The organism is Terriglobales bacterium (assembly GCA_035937135.1).
Taxonomy (GTDB): domain Bacteria; phylum Acidobacteriota; class Terriglobia; order Terriglobales; family Acidobacteriaceae; genus DASYVL01.
The window spans coordinates 16,074-41,724 of sequence record DASYVL010000138.1; the positions used below are offsets into that span (position 1 = coordinate 16,074).

Consider the following 25,651-nt stretch of genomic DNA (forward strand, 5'->3'; position numbering starts at 1 on the left):
GGCTACTCTTCTTCCGCCGGGGCTTCGCCGCGCGCGGCCTTGGCGGCGGCCACGATCTTCTCCTGCAGGTGCGCGGGGACGATGTCGTAGTGTGCCATCTCCATGCTGAAGGTACCGCGGCCCTGGGTCATGGCGGTGAGGTCGACGCCGTAGGTGAGCATCTCGGCCATGGGCACCTCGGCCTTGACGATGGTCTTGCCGGTCTTGTTGTCCATGCCCTGGATGCGGCCGCGGCGCGAGTTGAGGTCGCCCATGATGCTGCCGGCGAACTCCTCGGGCGCGGTGATCTCCACGTGCATGACGGGCTCGAGCAGGGTGGGCTTGGCCAGGTCCATGGCCTTGCGGAAGGCGATGCGGCCGGCGGTCTTGAAGGAGAGTTCGTTCGAATCCACGTCGTGGTAGGAGCCGTCATAGAGCGTGACGCGGAAGTCCACCACCGGGAAGCCGGCGAGATGCCCGCGCGCCGCCGCTTCCACGACGCCCTTCTCCACTGCGGGGATGAAGTTCCTGGGGATGGAGCCGCCGAAGATGTCGTTGACGAATTCGAAGTTGCCGCCACGGGGCAGCGGCTCCATGCGGATCTTGCAGTCGCCAAACTGGCCGTGCCCGCCGGTCTGCTTCTTGTGGCGGCCCTGCACGTCGGCCTTGCCGCGGATGGTCTCCCGGTAAGGCACCTTGGGCGCCTTCAGGATGACTTCGGTGTGGTAACGCTTCTTGAGCTTGGAGCAGATGACCTCGATGTGCTGCTGGCCGGTGCCCGCGATGAGGAACTCCTTGGTCTGGGGATCGCGGAAGAAGCGCACCATCATGTCCTCTTCCATTAGCTTGTGGATGCCGTTGGAGAGCTTGTCCTCGTCGGCGCGCGTCTTGGGCTCGATGGCGAAGGTGATGGCGGGTTCGGCGAGCGCGACCGGCGGATACTGGATGGGATGGGCCTTGTCGCCCAGGGTGTCACCGGTGAGCGTCTCCTTCAGCTTGGCGACGGCTCCGATGTCGCCGGCATGCAGCTCGGGAATCGGGGTGGCCGTCTTGCCCTGCATCACTGAGATGTGGGAGAGCTTCTCCGAAGCGTTCTTGGTGAAGTTCTGCGCCACGGCTTCGTTCTTCAGCACTCCGGAGAAAATCTTGAGGTAGGAGATGCGGCCGGCAAAGGCGTCAGAAACGGTCTTGAAGACGTAGAGGGAGAGCGGCTCGGAGTCGGCCACTCTGCGCGTGGCGGGCTCGCCGTTCTCCCCCGGCGCCGACTGCACGGGAGGGCGGTCGGTGGCTGCGGGCAGGAAGTCCGCGGCGAAATCGAGGATGCGGTCGCTCCCCATGTTGCCCAGCCCGGAGGCGTAGAGCACAGGGAAGATGCGACGCTGGGCCACCGCTTCCCGCAGTCCCGGGATGAGATGCTCTTCGGGGATGGTGCCCTTGTCGAAGAACTCTTCCATGAGGGCGTCGTTGCCTTCAGCGATCAACTCCACCAGTTTTTCGTGCCCGGCCTTGGCGGCCTCGGCCATGGCGGCGGGAATCTCGCCCTCCTTGCCCTTGCCGTTGCCGCCCAGCTCGTAGGTGTAGGCCTTCATGCGCACCAGGTCCACCACGCCGATGAAACTCTTCTCCTGGCCGATGGGGAGCTGCACGGGGACCACAGCACGTCCAAAGGACGAAGTCAGCGACTCCAGCGTGCGACTGGCGTCGGCGCGCTCGCGGTCCATGCGGCTGGCGACGATGACGCGTGGCAGCTCGAGTTCCTCGGCGAAACCCCAGACGCGGTCGGTCACCACCTCCACGCCGGCGACGCCATCCACCAGCACCAGCGCGGCTTCGACCGCCACCATGCAGGTCTTGGCCTCGTGCACGAACATGCTGAAGCCGGGAGTATCGATGAGGTTGACCTTGGTCTTGCCCCACTCGGCATAGGCCACGCCGCTGGAGAAGGTCATGGCGCGCGCAATCTCTTCTTCGTCGTGGTCGGTGACGGTGGTGCCTTCATCCACGCGGCCCAGCCGCTGCGTGGCTCCGGCGGTGAAGAGCAGCGCGGAGACCAGCGAGGTCTTGCCGGCGTGTCCGTGCCCGACCACCGCCAGATTCCGGATGTTGGCGCCTTCGTAGACCTTCACTGGTTGGCTCCTGGTTGGAGAGGAGCGGCTGCGCCCTGTGGAGCGCAGCGATGAGTCCTGAAACCGAAGATGCTAACACACGAAAAATGCGCCCTCAACCGGCGGCCTCCTCCGCCGGGCGGTGTATGATTCCCCGCTCCATGCGGCGCTTCACCGCCATCCCGCTGCTGGCCCTGCTGTTGGCTGCGACCTTCGCGCAGCCGGCGATGGCGCTGTTCCATGCGGACGGGCATGCCTGCTGCCCACCGGGGACCACCGCGCAACCCGTAAAGCACTCTGGACATCATCACCACGCGCCCGCTGCGCCGAGCTCCACCTTCAGCAGCACCATGCCGGACTGCAGCCGCTGCTGTCCCTGCCTGGCCCCTGCGGCGGTGGAGGCGGGCGTCCCCGTAGCCTCGCCGGTTCCTGGCGCTCCGCAGATTCTCCGCAGCTTCCCGATCTCCCTCGCTCCCGCCGGCCGCCTGGCCGCGCCCCAGTCCGAACGCGGCCCTCCCACTGCTTCCTCCTGCTGAACGTTCCTCCAGTAGAGGAGGACCAGATCCAGGAATCCAAGAATCCATTCGGGAGGAAGCATGCGTCCGCTCGTCCGCCTGTTGCTTTGTCTTTTTACATTCGCTGCCTTCAGCGCGCGCCCGTTGCGCGCCCACGACAGTGAGCCCATCAACACCGAATTCGCTGCTCCGTTCACCTATAAAGCCGGCAACCTGCAATTTGGCCTGCGGTACGCCCACAACCTGCGTTCTTACGATGTAGCAAGCTTCGAATTCGAGTACGGCGTCTGGCAGCGCATGCAGTTCTCCATCAGCGCGCCGCTTACCCGCACCGACGCTTCGGGTAAGACCTACGTGCGGCCCGGCAACGTCGAGATCGCCTACCGCTATCTGCTGGCGGGCGGAAACGAGCGCCGCTTCGCCCTCTCCATCAACCCCGAGGTCACGCTGCCGGTGGGCGACAAGCGGGTGGCGGAGCGCGCCTTCGCGGTGGGCGGCGCGCTCCACCTCGACCTCCATCCGAGCGACCGCCTCTGGACCCATCTGAACCTTGGCTACGAAACGCCCATCGCCCGCTTTGAGGAGAAAGAAAAAGTCTTCTTCTACCGGGCCGCCGCCATGTACCACGCCAGCGAGCGCTTCCAGCCGGTGCTGGAACTGGTGGGCGAGCACGGTTTCCACGACGGCTCCACCCGGCTGGCGGTGGTTCCGGAGCTGATCTTTTCTCCCAGCCACCGCTGGGAGATCAAGGCGGGGATGCCGCTGGGGGCGACCCGTGCCACCCCTGACGTGGGCTTCCAGTTTCAGTTAACATGGAAGTTCGGTCGGGAGGGGCGGCAGTGACCCGTCTCCCGGCCGATCAGCGAGGTCCAGCCATGATTTCCCACAAATCGAGTTTTCTGTTGCTTCTATTCCTGCTGGGGACGGCGCTCACGGCGCAGGTGGCGAGCCAGCGCGCGCTGCGTCCGCCGCCCGGCGCTTCGGTCGCGCTGGTGGTCTTCGAAGACCTGGAGTGCCCGGACTGCAAGCGCGCCGCGCCGCTGTTGGAAGAGGCCGCCCGCGCCTACAAGATCCCCCTGGTGCGCCACGACTTCCCCCTGCCCAAGCACAACTGGTCGTTCGACGCCGCCGTGCTGGCGCGCTTTTTCGACACCAAGTCCAAGAAGACCGGGGACGAATTCCGCGCCTACATCTTCCAGAACCAGGAGCAGATCACGCGCGAGACCCTGCGGCCGTACGCCGAGCGGTTCGCCTCCGACCGCAAGGTGGACCTGCCCTTCGCCGTCGATCCCCGGGGCGAGCTGGCCAAGAAGGTGAAGGCGGACTACGCGCTGGGCCAGGCCATCAACATCCAGCACACCCCGACCATCTACGTGGTGAGCAACAAGGAGAGCGGCACGCCGTTCGTGGAAGTGGTGGACCGCACCAACCTCTACGCCATGATCGACAAGATGAAGCGCGAGGCGGTCCCGGTCTCGGCCAGCGCTACCAAGAGCACCAAGAAGTCGGCCACGCCCCAGTAATCGTTCCACGAAAAGCAAAACCCCGCCGAGTGGCGGGGTTTTGTTGTTTCTGGCTGGCTGCTACAGTTTGCGCAGGACTGCGAGACAGTCCTCATTGGGCGGTTGCTCGCCCAGCTCGTACAGCTTGCTGAAGGCGATCTTGCCGGCTTTGTTCACGATGAAGACAGCGCGCTGGTTGATGCCGGGGATGGGGTCGCCCTCGCGGAAGACGCCGTATTTCTTCGCCGTCTCGCCGTGGGGATAGAAGTCGCTGCACAACGGGTAGCGCAGCGGACCGATATCATGCTTCTGCCAGGCGATGTGGCTGAAGACCGAATCCACGCTCACGCCCACGACCTGGGCGTTGAAGCCGGCGAACTTGTCGAGGTCCGTGTTGTACGCCGGCATTTGCGCGCTTCAGGTGGGGGTCCAGTTGAGAGCGTAGAAGGCCACCACCACGTGCTTTTTGCCGCGGAAATCGGAGAGCTTGAACTTGTGCTTCTCCGTCCCGGTCACGGCCGGCAACTCGAAATCCGGAGCCACCTGGCCGACTGCGAGGATCGCCATCTTTCTCTTCCCCCCTCAAAAAATTGCCGCCTCAGCAGTCCGTACCGCCGAGGCGCGTGGCATCAGTGTAGCACTCGGAACCTGCGCTTCCAGCGCGCCGCCCAGAGGCTCATTTATTATGCGTCGGGTATTATGCGTCGGGCAGGCCGGGCCGGACATCTTACCCGGGCACGGCGTACACTGATGTGCTGATTTCAAATCGGAAGGAGCAATCTATATGGGAAAGGTAGCACGGGAAGTTGTGGTCAAGGCCGGCGTCAACGTGGACGAGCTGCTGAAGAAGCTGGTGCGCGCGGCCTCGGCTGAATTCACGACGTATTACTACTACACCATCCTGCGGGTGAACGCGATCGGCTTCGATGGCGAAGGATTGAAGGAGATCATCGAGGACGCGCGCATCGAAGACCGCAACCACTTCGAGGCGCTGACCCCGCGCATCTACGAGCTGGGCGGCAAGCTGACGCGCGACATCAAGGACTTCTGCGCCGAGGCGGCCTGTCCGGATGCCTACCTGGCCAAGAATCCCAAGGACATGAAGCAGATGCTGAAGATCCTGGTGGGCGCCGAGCGCTGCGCCATCCGGGTGTACACCGAGATCTGCCAGATGACCCAGGGCAAGGACCACCGCACCTACGATCTGGCGCTGGCCATCCTGCACGAAGAGATCGAGCACGAGGCGTGGTTCAGCGAGTACCTGGGCGAAGGGCCGAGCGGACACTTCCGCCGCGGCACGCCGGGCGAGTCTCCCTACACCTCAAGGTTCCTGACGGTGCCCAAGAAGTAGTGGCGTGCGGCTTTGGGGGCAGGACGGCTGCCCCCTTGTGCCGACTGTGTTTGGTTTACATTCCGAGGCCGAAGGCCGAGGAAGCCCTACACACTCCCAGCTCATTGCCGGGAATAGGGCTCCCTCGCTGCGCTCGGGATGTAAAAACAGACCGCACGAGAGGTGCCATCATACCGGCCTTGGAACGCGCCAGACAGATGCCAAAGACACGGAAGCCCGGCATTCGCTGGGTGCGAGTGGCGCGGGTGAGTGACGTCCCGCGGGGCCAGGTCCGCGGCGTGGAGGCGGAGGGCCGCAAGCTCGCTCTGGTGAACCGCGACGGCGAGTGGTTCGCGCTGGATGCCGTCTGTCCGCACCAGGGTGGCCCGCTCGACGAGGGCAGCCTGTGGCAGGGCGCGGTGGAGTGTCCCTGGCACCACTATCGCTTCGACCCCGCCACCGGCAAGAACCTCTACCCCGCTGACGTCTATCCCGAAGACATGCCGCAACTCCAAGCCGACGTGCAGCCGGTCGAGACCTTTCCCGTGGACGTAAGAGGAGAAGAGGTGTTCGTGGGCCTGCCGGGGTAGCCGCGCTACGCGATTTCTTTGTTCGGGGGCGCTGAGACGGTATTCGCAACCCCTGCCCGAAGAAAATTCACCAGCTCAGAGTTCACTTCGTCCGCATGGGTCCAGGTTATGCAGTGCGGTCCATCCTTGATCACCAGCTTGCGGGCTCCCTTGATCAGTTTGGCGGTCCGGAGTCCCGAGGCGTTGATAGGCACAATCCGGTCTGCATCGCCGTGCATGACCAGCGTGGGTACGTCGATGCGGGCCAGGTCCTTGCGGAAGTCCTCATGCCAGGTTGGCACGCAAGCGAAACAGGCCGTGGCAGAGGAGCCGGCCGCGATGTTCCAGCTGGACTGGATGGCATGTGGGCTGACGCGCTTTCCCAGCAAGAGGTCCGCGTTGTAGAAATTCTTGAAGAACTCGGTGAAGAATGCGTAACGGTCCGCCACGATGGCGTTCTGGATCCCCTCGAAGACACTGCCATCCACGCCCTCAGGGTTGTCCGCCGCCTTCAGCAGATAGGGTGTGACGGCGGAGATAAATACTGCCTTGCTCACACCCTTCGATCCGTATCTCCCCAGGTAGCGCGCCACTTCGCCGCCACCCATCGAGAAACCGACGAGGGCGAAATCACGCAGCTCGAGCTGCGTCACCAGTTTGTGCAGGTCCTCGGCGAAAGTGTCGTAGTTGTAGCCGGTGGTTGGCTGGCTGGACTTGCCGAACCCTCTGCGGTCATACGTGATGACCCGGTGACCGGCAGCGAGAAGCACCGCGACCTGCTTCTCCCAAGAAGCGCCGCTCAGCGGATATCCGTGAATCAGGACAACGGGCTTGCCCGAACCGTGGTCCTCATAGTAGAGATCGATGTTGCCGGAGTTTTCCTTGCCGACGGTAACGTATGGCATTGAGACTCCCCCTGTTTCTGTGTTCGTTGTTCAGTTTTTCTGGCTGCCCACTCTTGCAGCACTATCGACGGTTCGTCCTAAAGGTTCAAGCAGCCCAACATCACAGCGCCCGAAGAAAAGCCACCAGATCTTTCTTTTCTTGCTCGGTCAAATTTCTCCCCAGAGCAAGGTTGAAGTACTCCACTGTGTCCTCCAAAGTGAGTAGCCTGCCGTCATGCAGATAGGGCGGGGTATCTTTGATCCCGCGCAGGGGGAAAGTCTTGATTGGACCGTCCGCTGCCATCATCATGCCGTTCACCATGCGCTGCTCATAGAAGCTGTCTGCCTGCAGGTTGTGCATGGTGTTGTCCGTGTAATATGGGGGCTCATGGCAGGAAGCACACCGCCCTTTGCCAAAGAACACTTCCTGCCCGCGCGTTTCGGCAGGTGTAGCTTTGGCGGGGTCCAGTTTTCCATCCCATCCCAGCTTGGGAGCTGGAGGAAAGTCGAGCAATTCCTGAAATTCGCCCATGGAATGAACCTGGCTGCCTCGTTCTAGGGGGTTCACACCTTTCTTGGCCGCAATGACCTGATCTCCATCGAAATAGGCTGCCCGCTGTTCGAACTCCGTAAAATCCTCAACCGTCTTCAAAGCTCGTTGTGAACCGAACAGCCGCTGAATATTGACACCTCGCAATGCAGGCGTTTCGATGCGGTGGCGGAATTCCTGAGGCCGAATGTCCCCCACCAGGTGGAATGCGCCGTTCGACCCGCCATTCGCGTGACAATCCAGGCAAGCGACGCCACGGCTGGGCTTATCGGAACGGCGATCATCGGTTTGGTTGAATTGCTGTTGTGGGAAGGGCGTGAGCAGCAGCCTCACTCCCTCCAACTGCTTGGGATTGAGAATCCCGTTGAACAAATCGTAAAAGTTTTCAATGGTAACCAGCTGTCCTTTTGTAACGTCGCCAAGATCTGGCCGCGTAGTCAGATAAATCGCCGGCGGAAATTCTGGAAGGAAGTGTTCAGGAATGTCGAAGTCGAGATCGAAGCGGGTCAGGTCGCGCTGCTCTTGTTTCAGCACCTCCTGAATCTCGAACTTCGGGAAGACCATGCCACCTTCGGGGTGATTGGCGTGAGGCAAAGGCAGAAACCCTTGCGGGAATAGACCCTTTTGGCGAATCTGTTGAGGCGTCATGCCAGCCAGTTGGGCCCAGGTGACTCCGGGCGGCAGCTTCACCCGCACACCTTCCTGGACTGGCTTGCTGCGATCCATGACCACGCCCTCTGCAGGCCGGTCGCTCAAGTCGTACCGTTCTGCCAGCAAGTCCATCTGGCGTTTCATCACTGCTGCTTTCGCAGCGCTCATGCGGCCCCGGACGATGGCAAAACTCTCGGTCTCCACAACCGGCATGTAACTGGACTTGTTGGGTGGCCCCGGTCGGGTTTGCGGGACATCTTGCGCGAAGAGGGATGCGGTCACCGCACAAATGGCCGCGGTCCGAATGATCATGCATTTTAAGTTTCTGATATCCCGCATCGTTAGCGAGGGGCAGCAAGTCAAAACGTCCCACACGGCTGGTGAAGAGGAGCAGACTAAGCGGGCCATATTAGCGGCGACGAAAACGAGGGTCTGTGCAATTGTGAACACCTCTTGTGGGCCTGACCGGTTCCCCTAAATCCGCACACAGGGCAAAAGCCTCTACCCGGCCGACGTCTATCCCGAAGACATGCCGCAGCTCCAGGCCGACGTGCAGCCGGTCGAGACTTTTCCCGTGGAAGTCAGAGGAGACGAGGTGTACGTGGGGCTGCCGGGGTAACAAAGAGTGATTCGGGTTGAGTATCCTCATGGTTCTGCGACAAAGGAGCCGTCCCTAACGCCTGGCTGAGATGGTCTCCCCGTTTACTGTCAGCTGATAGCTCCTGTCCGGTAACGCTTGTGAAACACGCTCGATGAAATAGTTGGCGTAGGCAACGTCTCCGGTTCCAGGTACGCTAACCTTCGTAGCCGACACGGTGCAGGTCGCTTGGTGTCCTTCTCCACGAAGAGTCCCCGAGAAGGTCACTGGTTTTTTGATTGAGGCCATCTTTTTCCTACTTTCGGCAACTTGAGTACACGTGGAAATTGTAGCAACAGGGACTGGACCAGGTGTGGCTGATTCTCTGCGGGCGCGCCCGCAGCCTACGCCTTCGCCAGCAACTGTCGCAGGACGTACTGCAAAATGCCGCCGTGCTGGTAGTAGAGCGTTTCCTGCGGGGTATCAATGCGCACCAGCGCGGCGAACTCCGTGGTCACGCCGCTGGCGGCGGTGGCGCGAACCTTGACTTGCGGGCTGTGGGAGTCGATGGCCTGCTTGAGGCCGAGGATGTCGTAGCTCTCCTCCCCGGTCAGGCCCAGGATGTCGGCGGTTTCCCCGGCAACGTACTGCAGCGGGACGATGCCCATGCCGATGAGGTTCGAGCGGTGGATGCGCTCGTAGCTCTCGGCGATGACGGCGCGCACGCCCAGCAGGCACGGGCCCTTGGCCGCCCAGTCGCGCGAGGAGCCGGAGCCGTACTCCTTGCCCGCCAGAACGATGAGGGGCACGCCCTCGGCGCGATACTTCACTGAGGCGTCGAAGATGGACATGGCTTCGCCCGACGGCAGGTGGCGGGTGACTCCGCCCTCGGTTCCCGGCGCGAGCTGATTCTTCAGGCGGACGTTGGCGAAGGTGCCGCGCACCATGACCTCGTCATTGCCGCGGCGCGAGCCGTAGGAGTTGAAGTCGGAGGGCTTCACCCCGCGGGAGATCAAGTACTGCCCCGCCGGGCCGTCTTTCTTGATGGAGCCCGCGGGCGAGATGTGGTCGGTGGTAACGCTGTCGCCCAGCTTGGCCAGCACGCGCGCGCCGCGGATCTCCGTGACCCCCGGCGGCGTCTTGGTCATGCCTTCGAAGTACGGCGGATGCTTGATGTAGGTTGAGTTCGCGTCCCAGGCGTAGGTCTTGCCCAGGGGCACGGGCATGGAGCGCCAACGCTCGTCGCCTTCGAAGACCGAGGCGTAGGTCTTCTGGAACTGTGACTTGGTCAGCGACTTCTCGATGGTCTGCGCAATCTCCAGCTGCGTGGGCCAGATGTCTTTGAGGAACACGGGCTTGCCGTCGCTGCCGTTGCTGATGGGTTCGGTGGTGAGGTCCACGTCCATGCGCCCGGCGAGGGCGTAGGCCACCACCAGCGGCGGCGAGGTCAGGTAGTTGGCGCGCACGTCCGGGTTGATGCGCCCTTCGAAATTGCGGTTCCCGGAGAGCACCGAGGCCACCACCAGTTCCTTCTCCTGCACCGCGTTCGCCACCTCGGGGGGCAGAGGGCCGGAGTTGCCGATGCAGGTGGTGCATCCGTAGCCCACGGTGTTGAACTTCAGCTTCTCCAGATACGGCATGAGCCCGGCCTGCTCCAGATATTCGGTGACCACCTTGGAGCCGGGAGCAAGCGAGGTCTTGACCCAGGGCGGGACCTTCAGGCCGCGCTCGACGGCCTTCTTGGCGAGCAGGCCCGCGGCCACCATCACGGACGGGTTGGAGGTGTTGGTGCAACTGGTGATGGCGGCGATGACCACGCTGCCGTGCCTCAAATGCTTGAGGAAGCTTCCGTCGTCGGCATTGCCGCCCGGGGCGCTGAAGGTCTGTCCGCCTTCGCCCTCCCAGCTGGAGACCTGCTTCGGCCGTTTAGGATCGGGCTTGATGAGCGAGGGCAGCGCCTCGGCGAAGGACTTGGCCGCGCCCGTGAGCGGCACGCGGTCCTGGGGGCGGCGCGGGCCGGCCAGGCTGGGCTCGACGGTCGCGAGATCCAGCTCGAGCATGCTGGTGTAGGCGGCGTCCGGCGTTTCGCCGGTGTAGGTGTGGAACATTCCCTGCTCCTTGCAGTAGGCCTCGACCAGCGCTACCTGCTCCTCAGAGCGGCCGCTGAAGCGCAGATAGCGGAGCGTCTCCGCGTCCACGGGGAAGATGCCGCAAGTGGCGCCGTACTCCGGGGCCATGTTGCCGATGGTGGCGCGGTCGGCGAGCGGCAGGGTGGGCAGGCCGGGTCCGAAGAACTCGACGAACTTCCCCACCACGCCCTTCTTGCGCAGCATCTCGGTGACGGTGAGCACCAGGTCGGTGGCGGTGGAGCCCTCGCGCAGCTTGCCGGCGAGGCGCATGCCCACCACCTGCGGGATGAGCATGGAGACCGGCTGTCCCAGCATGGCGGCCTCGGCTTCGATGCCGCCCACGCCCCAGCCCAGAACGCCCAGGCCGTTGATCATTGTGGTATGCGAGTCGGTGCCGACGAGTGTATCGGGATAGGCCAAGGGCGGGCCGTCCGCGCCGTCCTTTCCTGCCGCGGCAAAGACCACGCGCGCCAGGTACTCCAGGTTCACCTGATGGACGATGCCGGTGGCCGGCGGCACCACGCGGAAGTTCTGGAAGGCCGTCTGGCCCCAGCGTAGGAAGCTGTAGCGCTCGCGGTTGCGCAGGTACTCGAGCTCGGAGTTCAGTTCGAGGGCCTGGGCCGAGCCGAACTCATCCACCTGCACCGAGTGGTCGATCACCAGCTCGGCCGGCTGCAGCGGGTTGATGCGCTGTGGGTCGCCGCCCAGACGAACCATGGCATCGCGCATGGCGGCCAGATCCACCACCGCCGGGACGCCGGTGAAGTCCTGCATGAGGACGCGGCTGGGGGTGAAGGCGATCTCGCGGGAGGGCTCGGCCTTGGGATCCCAGGCGGCCAGAGCGCGGATGTCTTCGGCGCGGACGGTGCGGCCGTCCTCGGTGCGCAGCAGGTTCTCCAGCAGGATGCGCAGCGAATAGGGCAGGTGGCGCGTGTCCACGCCCTGCTTGTCGAGCGCGTCCAGGCGAAAGAGCTGATACTCGCGTCCGCCGGCGCGGAAGGAAGAGCGGCTGGAGAAGCTGTCCATGGCGTGAGCTCCGGAGAGAGGGTGAGGCCTGATTCTACAACGCGGGGCGGGGCTAGCCCGCGAGCCATCCGCGGAAGATCAGCGGCAACAGCCAGCCGTTCAGCAGTGCGATGACCACGTTCATCATTCTTCCGTCGAACTCTTCTTGGCCCTAAGAAGAAGAACGGGCACGCTGATACTATGCTGCACCCGGCTGGCGGTGGTCCCGCGAAATATGTCGGAAAGCAGACGGTGGCCGTGGGTGCTCATGGCCACCAAGTCGCAACCCTTCTGCTGAACCCATTTGATGATCTCCTCTGCCGGCTCGCCATACGCCAGTTCGGCCTCCACGGGAATGCCCAGGGACTGGAACTCCGACCGGACCTTTTCCAAGTACGCGGTGTCTTCTGCAATCTCGGGACTGACCGCGTCCGGGCCGTAGATCCTGGCTGCCCATCCATCGGCTACATGAAGCAGCACCAGGCGGCTGTGCGCCAGCGTGGCCAGTTCCTTGATGTGCTCGATGATCGCCCGGTCCGTGGGAGTGCCGTCCAACGTCACCAGAATCGTGTCGTACATGGTTGTTCCATTTCTGTCGTCCCGGCGTCACCCGCCGGTGATGACCTGCCACGCCGCTTTGAGCGAGTCCGGCAGTCCATAGACATCCAACATAGTAATCAGGAGAGCGCTGCTCCAACCCGCGGTCAGCAAGAACCAGCCATTCTTCCAATTCCCCATTCGCTTGCGGGAACTGGTGAAGTGCAGGAGTGGGAACATGGCGAAGGGAAGCTGCAGCGCCAGCACGACTTGGCTGAGGATCAGCAGACCCGTGACGCTGCTGTCACCGCGCAAACCGATAATAACGACCGCCGGCAGGATGGCCAGGGTGCGGGTGATGAGCCGCCGCACCCAGGGTTGGATGCGCCAATGCATGAAGCCTTCCATCACGACTTGGCCGGCGAGGGTGCCGGTGATGGTACTGCTCTGGCCACTTGCCAGCAGGGCCACCGCAAATAGCGTGCTGGCAACGGGCGTCCCCAGTAAGGGCGCCAGGGTCAGATAGGCGACGCGGATCCAATCACTGTCGGCGCTGAACTTCACCACCTGGCCGCCCGGCACCATCACGCTCGGCTTGCCAAAGAACACCATCGCTGCCAGCACCATGATGGCCGCGTTGACGAAAAAGGCGATGGTCAAGGCCACGGTGGCGTCGATGGTGTTGAACTGGATCCCGCGGCGGATAGAGAGTTCGTCCTTCTGCAGCTTGCGGCTTTGTACCAGGGCCGAGTGCAGGTACAGGTTGTGGGGCATCACGGTCGCCCCGATGATCCCGATGGCGACGAATAACATCCCCGCTTGCCGCAACTGCGGCGTAACCAGTGCACGTCCCATCTCCAGGAAACTGGGCTGGGTCTGCGGGAGAACGAAAATCTCGATGAAGTAGCACACGCCCATGGTGGTGATCAGCAGCAGGACGATGGCCTCGATGGTGCGCATCCCAAAGCGTTGCAGGGCCAGGAGGAGCAGCACGTCCAGGCCCGTGATGAGGACTGCCCAAAGCAGCGGGATATGGAACAGCAGGTTGAGGGCTACGGCACTGCCGAGCACCTCCGCCAGGTCACAGGCGCCGATGGCGACTTCGCTCATCAGCCAATTGGGCCAGCGGGCCCACTCCGGGTACCAGTCGCGGCAGCATTGGGCGAGATCCTTCCCGGTCACCACGCCCAAGCGCGCGGAAATCACTTGCATGAAGATGGCCATCAGGCTGGCCAGGCCGACCACCCACAAGAGCCCGTACTTGAACTGCGCTCCGCCTTGCAGGTCCGTGCCCCAGTTGCCGGGATCCATGTAGCCGACGCTGATCAGGATCGCCGGCCCGACGAATGCCCGCCACTGTTCCCAGAAGCCGGCGTGGTGGGGCGGCACCTCGACGGAACCGTGTATCCCCTCCAGGGACACCGAACTGTGGCGCGGAACCTTCGTCCCCATACCTCCCCCGGCTCGCCGCTCGCGCTCTTCGGAAGACAATCCGCTATCCTATATTAACTATGATTAACTCTCAAACTTTATCCGTGATTCATGCACGGAGGGGAGTGACCCAGACCTTTTCCGCCACCGGGCCGCCCAGGGAGACGCGGCCGGAGCCGGTGCGGACGCTCATGGTCTGGTCGTAGTTGCGGGCCAGAACCTTCACGCGCACGCCGGGGCGGATGCCGCGCTCTTCGAGGAACTCCAGCAGGCCGCGGTCGCGCTCGTAAACGCTGCTCACGGTGTAACTGCGACCGGGATGGCCTTCCGCCAGCAGCCGCAGCCCGCGCCGGCGGCGGTTCGCGGGACGCTCGGGCGTCACCAGGTTGCCGTGGGGGCAGATACCGCCGCGCCCCAGCTTGCGGGCCAGCTTGGCTTCAAAGTCCGCGGAGACGGCGTGTTCCAGGCGCTCGGCCTCGTCGTGCACCTTGTACCACTCCATGCCGAAGACTTCGGCGAGCATGCGCTCGATGAGGTGGTGGCGGATGGCGGTCCGCCCGGCGATCTGGCGCCCGGCGGCGGTCAGGTGCACGCGGCCGTCCTTGTCCACGCGCACCAGGCCGTCCTTTTTCAGCCGGCGCAGGGCCATGGTCACCGCCGGGGGCGAGACCGAAAGCCAGTGCGCCAGCGTGGCCGAGATCACGCTGCGGCCCTCGCCCTCCGCTTCCAGGATGGCCTTGAGATAATCCTCTTTCGAGACGGTGATGAGGGATCTTGGCATGTGGGTGCGGACTTCGCCGCCAGAGGAAACGGAACATTCATTATACTTTTAGTTAACCTCGCTTAACCCAGAAATCGGCGCCCTGCGACCGCCTGCAAGGTTTGACTTTGCCTTTCCCCGCCCCTACCCTGAGTCTTCTGCGTTTTGTCTTCCGTCCATGGGTTGCGAGGGAGCTGAATGAAGGTACTGGTGATTGGTGGCGGAGGCCGCGAGCATGCGCTCGTTTGGAAGCTGCGCCAGTCTCCGCGCGTCACTGAAGTCCTGTGCGCCCCCGGCAACGGCGGCATCTGCGAAGAGGCCGAGTGCGCCCCGGTGGACGTCCGGAACCTGGACGCCATGGTGGAGCTGGCCACGCGGCTGCGTCCCGACCTGACCGTGGTGGGGCCGGAGCTGCCGCTGACCCTGGGCGTGGCCGACGAATTCGCGCGCCGCGGCCTGCCCGTCTTCGGGCCGACCCAGGCTGCCGCCCGGCTGGAATCCAGCAAGAGCTTCGCCAAAGAGTTCATGCAGCGCTACCAGGTCCCCACGCCGCACTACGCCATCTGCGCCTCTGCGGACGAGGTGAAGGACGCGCTGGCGCACTTTCATCCGCCTATCGTGGTGAAGGCCGACGGTTTGGCCGCGGGCAAGGGCGTGGTGATCGCCCAGACGAAGGAAGAGACAGCAACGGTGGCCGCCGAGATGCTGAGCGGCAAGCTGCTGGGCGAGGCGGGCGCGAAGGTCGTGCTGGAAGAGTTTCTGGAGGGCGAAGAGCTTTCCTTCCTGGTGATGAGCGACGGGGAGCGCGTGGCCGCGCTGGCCGCGTCGCAGGACCACAAGCGCGTGGGCGATGACGATACCGGCGCCAACACCGGGGGCATGGGCGCCTATTCCACCGACGCGCTGCTCGATCCGCAGATGCGCGAGTGGCTGCTCACCCACGTGGCCCGCCCGGTGATCGCCGGCATGCGCGCCGAGGACGCCGAATACCGCGGCATCCTTTATTGCGGCCTGATGATGACCGCCCGCGGACCCATGGTGCTGGAGTTCAACTGCCGCTTCGGCGACCCGGAGACCCAGGCCATCCTCATGCGCCTGGACAGCGACCTGGTGGACGCGCTCGAAGCCGCCATCGAGGGCCGGGTGAGCGATGGCGACTTCAAATGGTCGGGGGAGGCCTCCGTTTGCGTGGTGGTGGCCGCCGGCGGCTATCCCGACAGCTACGAGTCCGGGAAAAAGATCACGGGACTGGAAGAGGCCGCAAAAGTGGAGGGCGTGAAGGTCTTTCACGCTGGAACCAGCCGGCGCGATGGAGCCTTCTACACCGCGGGAGGCCGGGTGCTGGGCGTGAGCGCCCGCGGCGCCGACCTGGAAACCGCTGTGGGGCGCGCGTATTCCGCGGCGGAAATGATCCGCTTTGAAGGCATGCACTATCGCAAGGACATCGCGGCAAGGGCGCTGAAACCAGCGGCACAGTAGGTTTAGTTCAGAGACAAAGCCAACCACAAAGGACCCGAAGGAACACGAAGGCAAAGAGGAAGGCATGGCAGAGAAACCGGTGGTTTCCATCGTGATGGGCAGCGACTCCGACCTGGAGGTCATGCGCGAGGCGGCGAAGGCGCTGGAAGAGTTCGGCATCGCCTACGAGATGGACGTGACCTCAGCGCACCGCGCGCCGCGCAAGACGGCGGAGTTCGCGCGAAATGCCGCCGAGCGCGGCGTCAAGATCATCATCGCCGGCGCGGGCGGGGCCGCGCATCTGGCCGGCGTCTGCGCGGCGGAGAGCACGCTGCCCGTCATCGGCGTCCCCATCCCGTCGTCTGCGCTGCAAGGCTTGGATGCGCTATTGGCGACGGTGCAGATGCCCGCCGGCATCCCCGTGGCCACGGTGGCTATTGGCAAGGCCGGCGCCTACAACGCCGGCGTGCTGGCAGCACAGATACTCGCAGCCAGCGACAAATCGCTCGCCGCCAAGCTGGCTTCGCACAAAGAGAAGCTGGCCCAGGACGTGGAAGAGAAGTCGGCGAAGCTGAAAGCCTCGCGCGCCCGTGAATCGTAGCGCACTTTTTGTCACCCTCGCCCCCGCGATCACGATACCGATCGTCATGATTGTCTACGCACGCGGGCAGCATCCCTGGGAGTGGTGGCAGTTTCTGGGGCTGGGGTTGGCGGCGGCGGGCCTGCTGCTGCTGACCATCGCGCGTCTCCGGCTCGGCAATTCGTTCTCGCTCACGCCGCAAGCCCGGGAACTGGTGACCGGCGGACTCTATCGCCGCGTCCGCCATCCCGTCTACGTCTTCGGGGCCGTGGCCATTGCGGGCTTGTTTCTCTATCTCAACGTGCTCCCCGCGCTGCTGGTGTTCCTAGTGGTCATTCCGCTGCAGATTGTGCGCGCACGCGCCGAGGAGCGCGTACTGGAGGCGCATTTCGGGCAGCAGTATCGCGACTACAAGGCGCGGACCTGGTTCTGATGGGAAATGTGCCAGCGCGCGGCCCTGCGCTCCATCCTTAGAGCTTCAGTGACTTGAGGTACTCGCGCAGCCCCTCGCCCAGGTCCGGGCGTTTGAGCGCGAACTCGATGGTGGCCTTGAGGAAGCCCAGCTTGTCGCCGGTATCGTGCCGCTTGCCCTCGAAGGTGAAGCCGTAGACTTTCTCTTCCTGGAGCAGCAGCTTGAGGCCGTCGGTGAGTTGCAGTTCGCCGCCAGCGCTGAGCGGCGTGCGGTCGAGCACGGAGAAGATCTTCGGAGTCAGGATGTAGCGCCCGATGACCGCCAGCTTCGACGGCGCATCCTCCGGCTTGGGTTTTTCCACCAGGTTGGTGATCTCGTGCAGCTTCCCGGCAAAGCGCCCATTTACCGGCTTGGCCTCGATGACACCGTAGGCGGAGATTCCGGGGCCCTCGACCACCTGCGTGGCGATGACTGAGCAATGCGTCTCCTCGAAGACCGCCATCATCTGCTTCAGAACGGGAACCTCAGCGTCGATGACATCGTCGGCGAGCAGGACGGCGAAGGGCTCGTCGCCCACCATCTCGCGCGCCATGAGCACCGCGTGGCCCAGGCCGAGGGCTTCTTTCTGGCGCACGTAGGCGACGTGGATCATATCCGAGATCTGGCGCACGATGCCCAGCAGCTCGGTCTGGCCGCGGTGTTCGAGCATGTGCTCCAGCTCGTAGCTGTGGTCGAAGTAATCCTCGATGGCGCTCTTGCCGCGGCCAGTGACCATGATGATCTGGTCGCAGCCGGCGGCCAGCGCTTCCTCTACGCCGTACTGGATGATGGGTTTGTCCACCAGGGGCAGCATCTCCTTGGGCTGCGCCTTGGTGGCGGGCAGGAAGCGCGTCCCCAAACCGGCGGCGGGGAAGACAGCTTTTCGAACTCTGGTCATGGTCACAGTGTGGGCGAGTCCTCGCCCAGCATGAGCTTGCGCACTTCGCGGATGGGGATGAGCCCGTGCTTCATGAAGCTGTCATGGAAGCCCTGCAGGGTGAACTTGTCGCCCATCTTCTTCTTGTAGTCCTCGCGCAGCTTCATGATCTGCAGCTTGCCCAGGGTATAGACGAGGTACGTCGGGTCTCCGGTGCCGCGCTTGGTCTCGCGCTCGGCGATGCTCTTGGTTTGGTAGCCCTCTTTGACAAAGAAGTCCACCGCCTGGTCGTAGGTCATATCGCCGGTGTGCATCTTGATGCCGACGATGTAGCGGGCGTTGCGCAGCAGCGCGTCCTGGAGTTGGCCCAGGCGCATCTTGGGATCGTCGTGGGCGACGTGCTGGTCGAGCATCATCTGCTCGGTGTAGTGCGCCCAGCCTTCTGTGCTGGTGTTCGAGCCCAGCACTTTGCGCAGCTTGGTGGGAAACAGCGGCATCCACAAGTACTGCATGAAGTGGCCCGGCCATACCTCGTGAATGGCCACCGCCAGCATCACGGGGCGGCTGTTGCCGGCCATGTGGCCTTCGACTTCCTCCTTCGACCAGCTTGCCTCTGGCAGCGTCACGTTAAAAAACGCTTCCGTGGCTTTGGTCTCGAAGGCGCCCGGCGTATCCATGGAGGCGAAGGTGGTAGCCCGCGCGAAGGGCGGAGTTTCCTCCATGGCCGGCTTCTGCTGCGAGGGCACGGTCATGATCTTGTTCTTGATGATGAAGTCGCGCAGGCCATCGAGCAGGTCGCCATAGGCCTGCAAGAGCTTGTCGGGCGCTGGGTGGTCGTGCTGCATCTGCTTCAGGATCTCCTGCGGGTCGCCCTTGGGATCGATTTCCGCGGCGGTCTTGCGGAACCACTCCTGATTGGCGCGCAGGTTGGCCATGCCGATCTCCAGCAGCCGGTCGAGCGGGATGTCCACGCCCTCCTGGTAGAGCAGCTTCTTCTGATAGTTCTCGGGGCCGATGCGGAAGTCGCCGGTCGAGCTCGGCAGCAGGTCTTCCTTCATCCACTTCTGATAATCACCGAGGGCGGCGATGACGGCGGCGTTGGAGGACTTGAACTCCGCCAGCAGTTTTTCGTCCTTCACCTTATCGAAGGCCAGAGGCACGTCGTGCTCGAAGAAGGAGATGAGCCCCGGGGTCTGTTGCAGCGCGATCTCGGTGTAGATGCGCGGGGGATTCTTCAGATTGGCGCGTGCGGCCGCGAACACCGCCCGCATCTTGCGCTCGCGCGCGATCACCGACTTCAGCCGCTCCTCTTGCGGCGCGTAGTTGCGCGCCATGATGACGAAGACGCTGTTGGTGATGCCGCTCTGATAGTTGTCCGGGTCCTTTTCCCAGCCGCGGATGGCTTCGAGCGTGAGCAGCCGGTTGTTGAGGTAGCCGAGCATCAGGCGGCGGTCGATCTGCGCCTCGGCGTCCAGGCCCTGCTCGCTGAATTTTTCCGCCTGGGCGAGCCTCTGTTTCAGCGCGGCGATCTCGGCGTCCACGCCGGCCTTGGAGTAGTCCTCAAGCTCGGCGTCGTGCTGGTGCAGGCCGTCGGCGGTGGCGCCCGTCGGGTGGAAGGAATAGAGCTGGTCGAGGAATTCGTCGCCGAGTTGCTCCCACGCCTTCATGTGCTTCGCGTCCACTTTCCCCGCCGTGGAAGTGTCGTGCGCCATGGCCACACCCAGAAACAGCATCAGAACCGCAATCGTCAGTCTCAAAGGACCTCCTCGAGTTCCGTCGAATTGATTAGGCTATCACGGCGTACGGCTCCGGTGGGGCTCGCCGGGCGAGCGTGGAGACGCGGCATGCTGCGTCTCTACACAACCGAAGCAGCACCCAGCTCTTCCAGCAAAGACCTTAGACGGGCCAGCACTTCCTCCGGCTGCGTGCTCTTCAAAGAAAGCCTCAGGACCCCGGCGGGGGTGAACTGCGCTCCCGGCTCGCCGGCGACGAGGCGGGCCAGCTTTTCGGGCTCGATGGCGGCATTCTCGATGAACCGCAGTTGCACGGAATCGCGGCGGCGCTCGATGGCGGCGACGCCCAGCCGCCGGCACACCAGCCGCAGCGTAGCGTACTGGAGCAGATGCTGCACCGGCGGGGGCGGCGCTCCGTAGCGGTCCTCCAACTCCTGGCGGACGTCGGCCAGTTGCTCTTCGCTCTCCACCGCGGCCACCCGCTTGTACATGCGCAGCCGCTGGTTCTCTTCAGCGACGTATTCCTCGGGGATGCGCACGTTGAGACCGAGGTTGAGCTGGGTCTCGACTTGCTCCGGCGCGGCTTCGCCCTTGAGCTCGCGCACACTGCGCTCAAGCATCGAGGTGTACAACTCGAAGCCGACTGCGTCCGCGTGCCCGCTCTGCTGTCCGCCGAGCAGCGTGCCGGCGCCGCGCAGCTCGAGGTCCAAAGCCGCCAGCTTGAATCCCGCGCCGAGATCCGAGAACTCCTTGAGCGCCGCCAGCCGCCGCCGCGCCAGCGGGGAAAGCTCCTGCTCCGGCGGGACCAGCAGGTACGCATAGGCGCGTCGGCTGGAGCGGCCTACGCGCCCGCGCAGCTGGTAGAGCTCGGAAAGTCCGAGGCGGTCGGCGCGGTTGATGAGGATGGTGTTGCACAGCGGGATGTCGAGGCCGTTCTCGACGATGGTGGTGGCCACCAGCACGTCGGACTCGTGGCGCATGAACTTGAGCATCACCTTTTCCAGTTGGCTCTCCGGCATCTGGCCGTGCCCGACCACTACGCGCGCCTGGGGCGCCAATTCCTGGATCTTGGCGGCGATCTCGTGGATGGTCTCCACCCGGTTGTGCAGGAAGTACACCTGTCCCTGGCGCTCGAGCTCGTGCTGGATGGCGCTCTGCACCAGCTTCTCGCCAAAAGGCGCGACCACGGTCTGGATGGCGATGCGGTCTTTGGGCGGAGTCTCGATCACGCTCATGTCGCGCAACCCCACCAGCGACATGTGCAGCGTGCGTGGGATGGGCGTGGCCGAAAGCGTGAGCACGTCAACTTCTTTCTTGAACTGCTTCAGCCGCTCCTTGTCGCGGACGCCGAAGCGCTGCTCCTCATCCACCACCAGCAGGCCAAGGTCGGCGAAGCGCACGTCTTTGGAGAGCAGCCGGTGCGTGCCGATGAGGACGTCCACTTTGCCGGCTTCGACTTTGGCGAGGATCTCCTTCTGCCGGCGCGGGCTGCGGAAGCGGCTGAGCATCTCCACCGTGATGGGAAACGCGGCAAAGCGCTGGCGGAAGGTCTCGTAGTGCTGGAAGACGAGCACGGTGGTGGGCGCGAGTACCGCCACCTGTTTGTTGTCGCCCACCGCCTTGAAGGCGGCGCGCATGGCGACTTCGGTTTTCCCATAGCCGACGTCGCCGCAGAGCAGCCGGTCCATGGGCATGCGGGTCTCCATGTCACGCTTGACGTCGGCGACCGCCTGCTCCTGGTCCGGCGTCTCCGAGTGCTCGAAGGCGTCCTCAAACTCGCGCTGCCACGCGGTGTCCACGGGGAAGGCGTGGCCCTCCACCGCCTTGCGCTCGGCGTAGAGCTTGAGCAGGTCATCGGCCATCTCCGCCACCGCCTTCTTGACCCGCGCCTTGGTCTTGGCCCAGGCGCCCGATCCCAGGTGGGCGAGGGTGGGCTTGGCGCCTTCGGCGGAGCGGTACTTCTGCACCAGGTCGAGGCGGGTCAGCGGGACGTAGAGCTTTGCCTCCTCGGCGTACATCAGCAGCATGAACTCGGTGCTGACCTCGTCCTGGCGGATCTCCTTCAGCCCGGCGTACTGCCCGATGCCATGGTCCACGTGGACGACGTAGTCGCCGACGGCCAGGTCGCGGAAGTCGGAGAGAAAGGCTCCGACCTTGGACTTCTGTCTGAGCGGCCGCGAGGCCACTGCGGCCGATTCATCGAACAGGTCGCGCGTCCCGAAGACGACCAGTCCGGCTTCGGGGAGCGCCACCCCGTCCGGAACGAATGCGCGGACCAGCGTGGTGGTTTCGACGTCTTCAGCGAAGTAGGCGGTCTCGTTGAGGTAGGTCTCGCCGCTCGAAGTCCGCGCGCGATTGCCCAAACGGAAAGGGACGCTGTACTCGGTGAAGATGTCGGCCAGGCGCTCGACCTCGCCCAGGTTGGCCGCGGCCACCAGGACGCGCTGGCCCTCGCCGCGCAGCCGCTTTACCTCCTCGGCCATGGCGGCCACTGAGCCGTGAAAACGCGAGGTCGGCCGGGAGGCGAATTCCACCTGCTCGCCCTCGCCGTCATCTTCGGTAAGCGCCAGATGCTCGAGCGCTGCGCCCGGCCGGCGCTCGATCTGCGCACGCCATTCCTCGGCGGAGAGAAAAAGCTCCGCGGGCCGGACCAGATTCCCCATCCCGCTGCGCTCGTGCGCCTCTTCGACTCGCGCTGAGAAATGCTCGAGTTCTCGCTCGACCGCCGCGCTCTCCGCCACCATCACCGCGGCCTCGGGGATGAGGTCGAAGAGTGAGCCCGAGCCCGCCGTCACAGGCGCCAGCAGCTCCCAGCCGGGGAAGACGGAGACTCCGCCCGCGGCCACGGCCTGCTCGACGATGTGTTCGCGCCCGGCGACGCGCCCGGCAGAGAGCCGGCGGTGGATGGCGGTCAGGATCTCGTCGCTCACCGGCGTCTCGGTCAGCGGCAGGAGCACGACTTCGTCGGCAGGGTTGGAAGAGCGTTGCGTCCCGGGATCGAACTTGCGCAGCGACTCCACCTCGTCGCCGAAGAACTCGACGCGAATGGGGCGCTCGGCCTCCGGCGAATAGACGTCGAGCAGTCCGCCGCGCAGCGCGTACTGCCCGGGCATCTCGACTACATCCGCGGGCGCATAGCCCACACGCTGGAGATGCTCCAGCAGCGCCTCGACGTCGATGGTTTCCGCCCGGCGCACCACCCGCGCCAGATCGGCATAGAACTGCCCATCGCGCAGGCGCATGGCCGTCGCCGCCACCGGCGCTACTACGATCGCCGCCGCCCCGGTCACGATCTTCCACAATGCCGTGGCCCGCTCTTCCTGAATCTCCGGATGCGGGGAGAGATTTTCGAACGGGAGCACGTCATACGCCGGAAGGCTGACCACCGACTGCGGCGAAGCGGCGCCCGTCAGCTCGCAGAAGGATTCCAGCACCGGCAGCAACTCTTCCGCCGCGCGATTGTCAGCCACGATGACGACCAGCGGCCGCGCCGCCGCCCGATAGAGCAGCGCCAGGTACATGGATTTGGCTGTGGGGGTGAGTCCAGAGACACCAATCCGCCCCGCGCCGGTTTTCAGGTGGGATACCGCGCGCGCAAAAGCGGCCGTCTTCTCCAGGTCCGCGAACAGATCGCGGACGAACGGCAGAATCATTCCATTTTGATTCTAACAGCCTGGCCGGGTCTGTGTGGAAGCGGGGATCCGCCCGCGGAATCCATTTCAGACTGTGTGGATGCGGGCGACTCGCCCGCGTGTCTCCGTGGTACATTTCTTGCCTTGCCCCGCAAGACCGAAATCTCCCGCAAGCTGCAGCAGCGCGCCGAGCGCGTCCTTCCCGGCGGCGTGAATTCGCCGGTGCGCGCCTTCCAGGCAGTGGGAGGCGAGCCTCCGTTCATCGTCAAAGGAAGTGGCGCGCATGTCTGGGACGCCGATGGCAACCGGTATCTCGACTACCTCGGCTCCTGGGGGCCGCTCATCCTCGGACACGCGCATCCCGAGGTGGTGGCCGCGATCGAAGAGGCCGCGCGCCGCGGCTCCAGCTTCGGCGCTTCCACTCCCGCGGAAGTCGATCTGGCCGAGGCCGTGCTCGAAGCCTTTCCCGCGATCGAGAAAGTCCGCTTCGTCAGCTCCGGGACGGAGGCGGTGATGTCCGCCATACGCCTCGCGCGCGCCTTCACCGGACGCAAGTACATCGTGAAGTTCGAGGGCTGCTACCACGGCCACGCCGATTCCCTGCTGGTGAAAGCCGGCTCGGGCGTGGCCACGCTCGGCATCCCCGGCTCCGCCGGCGTGCCCGAGGAGTTCGCGCAGCTCACGCTGGCGCTGCCGTTCAACGATCCGAAGGCGGTGGAGAAGGCCTTCCGCGAATTCCGCGGCGAGATCGCGTGCGTGATCGTGGAGCCGGTGGTGGGCAACATGGGATGCGTTCTGCCGGCGCCCGAATATCTGGATGCGCTGCGCTACCTGACCTCGCGCGAAGGCGCGCTGCTGATTTTCGATGAGGTCATCACCGGCTTCCGCGTGGCCTACGGCGGCGCGCAAGAGCTCTACGGCACGCGTCCCGACCTGACCACGCTGGGCAAGATCATCGGCGGCGGCCTGCCGGTGGGCGCCTACGGCGGCCCGGCCGAGATCATGGACCAGGTCGCGCCGCTGGGGCCGGTCTATCAGGCGGGCACGTTATCGGGGAATCCGCTGGCCATGGCCGCCGGCCTTGCAACGCTCAAGCATCTGCGCGACCACCGCGAGATCTACGGACAGCTGGAGCGCCGCGCCGCGTCTTTAGTCGAGATGGTCTTGAGCGCGGCGAAGGATGTTGGCGTGGCCGTGACCGCCAACCGCGTCGGGTCTCTGTTCACCTGGTTCTTCACCGATTCGCCGGTGACCGACTGGGGCTCGGCGGCGAAGTCAGACACCAAGATGTTCGGGAAATTCCACCGGGCCATGATGGCGGGAGGCATCTACCTGCCACCGTCGCAATTCGAGTGCTGCTTCCTAAGCGCCGCGCATTCGGAAGAGGATGTGCGCGAGACGGTCGACGCGGCGAGGAAGGCCTTCCAAACCTTTCACCACTGAGACACGGAGCCACGGAGAAAAATAGAGCTACCTCTGCGCCTCCGCGCCTCCGCGGTTAGCTGATTCCTGCATCAGCTCCGGTATCGTGATAAAGCGGAAACCGTCCGCCTGGTAACGTGAGATCAGCTGCTCGGTGGCCGCGACAGTCGGCGCGCGATCCACGCCCATGTGCCAGTGGCCGCCGTCGTGCAGCAGGATGACGTCGCCGCCGCGGACATGGCGCGCCACTCGCCCCTCGATAGCCTCCGGCGTGGGAAGCTTCCAATCGTTGCCCGGGACGCTCCACATCACCGTGGTCAGGCCGCGCCTGGCGGCGGCTCGCAGCGTCCCCGGACGGCGGAGGCCCCAGGGCGGGCGAAATAGCTTCGAGTGCTCGCCCACCGCGTCCGTGAGCGCACGCTCGCAGGTGTCAAGTTCCCGGGCGAGCTGCGCTCCGGAGGCGAAGAACAGGTTGGAGTGCGTGTAGGTGTGGTTGCCGATGACGTGTCCCGCCTGGGCGACGGCGCGCGCGATCTCCGGGCGTTCGCGGACGAAGCGCCCAATCATGAAGAAGGTGGCCTTCACCCCGTGCTTGGCCAGCACCTCGAGCAGGCGCAGGGTGTGCGGGTCGTTGGGGCCGTCGTCGAAGGTGAGGGCAAGTTGCCGCGAGCCTGCGCCGGCGGCGACGAAGGTCTTGCCGAAGAGCTGCGAGCTCGGGCTGACCGCGCCGTAGGAGACGGCACCCGCTGCGCCTCCCAGCGCCACTACCCCGCCAATCGCTGCTTCCAGCATCGCACCGATTGTAAAGAAGCACTCAGCATTCAGCCATCCGCATTCAGTAAACCTCGGCCGGGCTGAGTACGGATGGCGGGTTGCCGAGTGCTGCACCGTTTACTCATCCCGCAATTGTGCGGGCGGCGATTGCGGGATATGCTGCCCTGAGTCGTCGAGGGTCATGGCCAACTTTTTCGAGC

21 protein-coding genes are annotated in these 25,651 nt (G+C 64.4%); 9 read left to right on the plus strand and 12 right to left on the minus strand.

The features are described 5' to 3' along the window. Positions 1-2: 2 nt before the first annotated feature. Complete coding sequence (gene fusA, locus VGQ94_08350) at positions 3-2,105, minus strand: elongation factor G (protein ID HEV2022526.1); 2,103 nt, start codon at positions 2,103-2,105, stop codon at positions 3-5. A 140-nt stretch (positions 2,106-2,245) separates the two neighbouring features. Here fusA and VGQ94_08355 point away from each other — a divergent pair, with 140 nt between their 5' ends. Genes VGQ94_08355 through VGQ94_08365 form a run of 3 tightly spaced genes read left to right on the plus strand, consistent with a single transcriptional unit; the run spans position 2,246 to position 4,122 of the window. Then, on the plus strand, positions 2,246-2,620 hold the full coding sequence (locus VGQ94_08355; GenBank protein HEV2022527.1) for a hypothetical protein: 375 nt from the start codon (positions 2,246-2,248) through the stop codon (positions 2,618-2,620). A gap of 60 nt (positions 2,621-2,680) precedes the next feature. Next, a complete protein-coding gene (locus tag VGQ94_08360) occupies positions 2,681-3,442 on the plus strand; it encodes a hypothetical protein (GenBank protein HEV2022528.1) in 762 nt (253 codons plus the stop codon). Positions 3,443-3,474: 32 nt separating this feature from the next. Beyond that, positions 3,475-4,122 carry a thioredoxin domain-containing protein gene (locus VGQ94_08365; GenBank protein HEV2022529.1) on the plus strand — a complete coding sequence of 216 codons (648 nt, stop codon included), beginning with the start codon at positions 3,475-3,477 and terminating at the stop codon, positions 4,120-4,122. Positions 4,123-4,182: 60 nt separating this feature from the next. On the opposite strand, the gene VGQ94_08370 is transcribed toward VGQ94_08365, so the two are convergent. Then, positions 4,183-4,668: a redoxin domain-containing protein gene (locus tag VGQ94_08370; GenBank protein ID HEV2022530.1), complete on the minus strand. Its 486-nt coding sequence runs from the start codon at positions 4,666-4,668 to the stop codon at positions 4,183-4,185. A gap of 217 nt (positions 4,669-4,885) precedes the next feature. Between VGQ94_08370 and dps the strand changes: the two genes are divergently transcribed. Further along, a complete protein-coding gene (gene dps, locus VGQ94_08375; GenBank protein ID HEV2022531.1) occupies positions 4,886-5,452 on the plus strand; it encodes a DNA protection during starvation protein in 567 nt (188 codons plus the stop codon). A 197-nt stretch (positions 5,453-5,649) separates the two neighbouring features. Then, positions 5,650-6,021, plus strand: a complete 372-nt coding sequence (locus VGQ94_08380; protein HEV2022532.1) for a Rieske 2Fe-2S domain-containing protein — start codon at positions 5,650-5,652, stop codon at positions 6,019-6,021. A gap of 5 nt (positions 6,022-6,026) precedes the next feature. Here VGQ94_08380 and VGQ94_08385 read toward each other — a convergent pair whose 3' ends face one another. The 6 genes from VGQ94_08385 to VGQ94_08410 all read right to left on the minus strand — a co-directional run bounded on the left by VGQ94_08385 (position 6,027) and on the right by VGQ94_08410 (position 14,545). Further along, a complete protein-coding gene (locus VGQ94_08385) occupies positions 6,027-6,905 on the minus strand; it encodes an alpha/beta hydrolase (GenBank protein HEV2022533.1) in 879 nt (292 codons plus the stop codon). 100 nt (positions 6,906-7,005) lie between these two features. Further along, positions 7,006-8,397: a hypothetical protein gene (locus VGQ94_08390; protein ID HEV2022534.1), complete on the minus strand. Its 1,392-nt coding sequence runs from the start codon at positions 8,395-8,397 to the stop codon at positions 7,006-7,008. Positions 8,398-9,066: 669 nt separating this feature from the next. After that, a complete protein-coding gene (acnA, locus tag VGQ94_08395) occupies positions 9,067-11,817 on the minus strand; it encodes an aconitate hydratase AcnA (GenBank protein HEV2022535.1) in 2,751 nt (916 codons plus the stop codon). A 123-nt stretch (positions 11,818-11,940) separates the two neighbouring features. Further along, positions 11,941-12,375, minus strand: coding sequence for a universal stress protein (locus tag VGQ94_08400; protein ID HEV2022536.1), 435 nt, complete (start codon positions 12,373-12,375; stop codon positions 11,941-11,943). A 27-nt stretch (positions 12,376-12,402) separates the two neighbouring features. After that, positions 12,403-13,785 carry an Nramp family divalent metal transporter gene (locus tag VGQ94_08405; protein ID HEV2022537.1) on the minus strand — a complete coding sequence of 461 codons (1,383 nt, stop codon included), beginning with the start codon at positions 13,783-13,785 and terminating at the stop codon, positions 12,403-12,405. An 88-nt stretch (positions 13,786-13,873) separates the two neighbouring features. Continuing rightward, on the minus strand, positions 13,874-14,545 hold the full coding sequence (locus VGQ94_08410; protein HEV2022538.1) for a metal-dependent transcriptional regulator: 672 nt from the start codon (positions 14,543-14,545) through the stop codon (positions 13,874-13,876). A gap of 177 nt (positions 14,546-14,722) precedes the next feature. Between VGQ94_08410 and purD the strand changes: the two genes are divergently transcribed. The 3 genes from purD to VGQ94_08425 all read left to right on the plus strand — a co-directional run bounded on the left by purD (position 14,723) and on the right by VGQ94_08425 (position 16,995). Continuing rightward, a complete protein-coding gene (purD, locus tag VGQ94_08415) occupies positions 14,723-16,003 on the plus strand; it encodes a phosphoribosylamine--glycine ligase (protein HEV2022539.1) in 1,281 nt (426 codons plus the stop codon). Positions 16,004-16,067: 64 nt separating this feature from the next. Next, positions 16,068-16,583, plus strand: coding sequence for a 5-(carboxyamino)imidazole ribonucleotide mutase (purE, locus tag VGQ94_08420; GenBank protein HEV2022540.1), 516 nt, complete (start codon positions 16,068-16,070; stop codon positions 16,581-16,583). Then, positions 16,573-16,995, plus strand: coding sequence for an isoprenylcysteine carboxylmethyltransferase family protein (locus VGQ94_08425; protein HEV2022541.1), 423 nt, complete (start codon positions 16,573-16,575; stop codon positions 16,993-16,995). Before purE ends, VGQ94_08425 begins: the two co-directional genes overlap by 11 nt. 37 nt (positions 16,996-17,032) lie before the next feature. Here VGQ94_08425 and galU read toward each other — a convergent pair whose 3' ends face one another. The 3 genes from galU to mfd all read right to left on the minus strand — a co-directional run bounded on the left by galU (position 17,033) and on the right by mfd (position 23,276). Beyond that, complete coding sequence (gene galU / locus VGQ94_08430) at positions 17,033-17,911, minus strand: UTP--glucose-1-phosphate uridylyltransferase GalU (protein ID HEV2022542.1); 879 nt, start codon at positions 17,909-17,911, stop codon at positions 17,033-17,035. A 2-nt stretch (positions 17,912-17,913) separates the two neighbouring features. Continuing rightward, the gene (locus tag VGQ94_08435) at positions 17,914-19,647 is read right to left on the minus strand and encodes a DUF885 domain-containing protein (protein HEV2022543.1); all 1,734 of its coding nucleotides are present in this window, start codon (positions 19,645-19,647) and stop codon (positions 17,914-17,916) included. Positions 19,648-19,745: 98 nt separating this feature from the next. Next, positions 19,746-23,276, minus strand: a complete 3,531-nt coding sequence (mfd, locus tag VGQ94_08440) for a transcription-repair coupling factor (protein ID HEV2022544.1) — start codon at positions 23,274-23,276, stop codon at positions 19,746-19,748. A 123-nt stretch (positions 23,277-23,399) separates the two neighbouring features. Between mfd and hemL the strand changes: the two genes are divergently transcribed. Continuing rightward, entirely contained in the window at positions 23,400-24,698 is a 1,299-nt protein-coding gene (gene hemL, locus VGQ94_08445) for a glutamate-1-semialdehyde 2,1-aminomutase (GenBank protein ID HEV2022545.1), read from the plus strand. A gap of 27 nt (positions 24,699-24,725) precedes the next feature. Here the strand turns inward: hemL and VGQ94_08450 are convergent, their stop codons facing one another. Then, positions 24,726-25,469 (minus strand): polysaccharide deacetylase family protein, encoded by a 744-nt coding sequence (locus VGQ94_08450; protein ID HEV2022546.1) that lies wholly within the window; start codon positions 25,467-25,469, stop codon positions 24,726-24,728. Between the last annotated feature and the right edge of the window lie 182 nt (positions 25,470-25,651).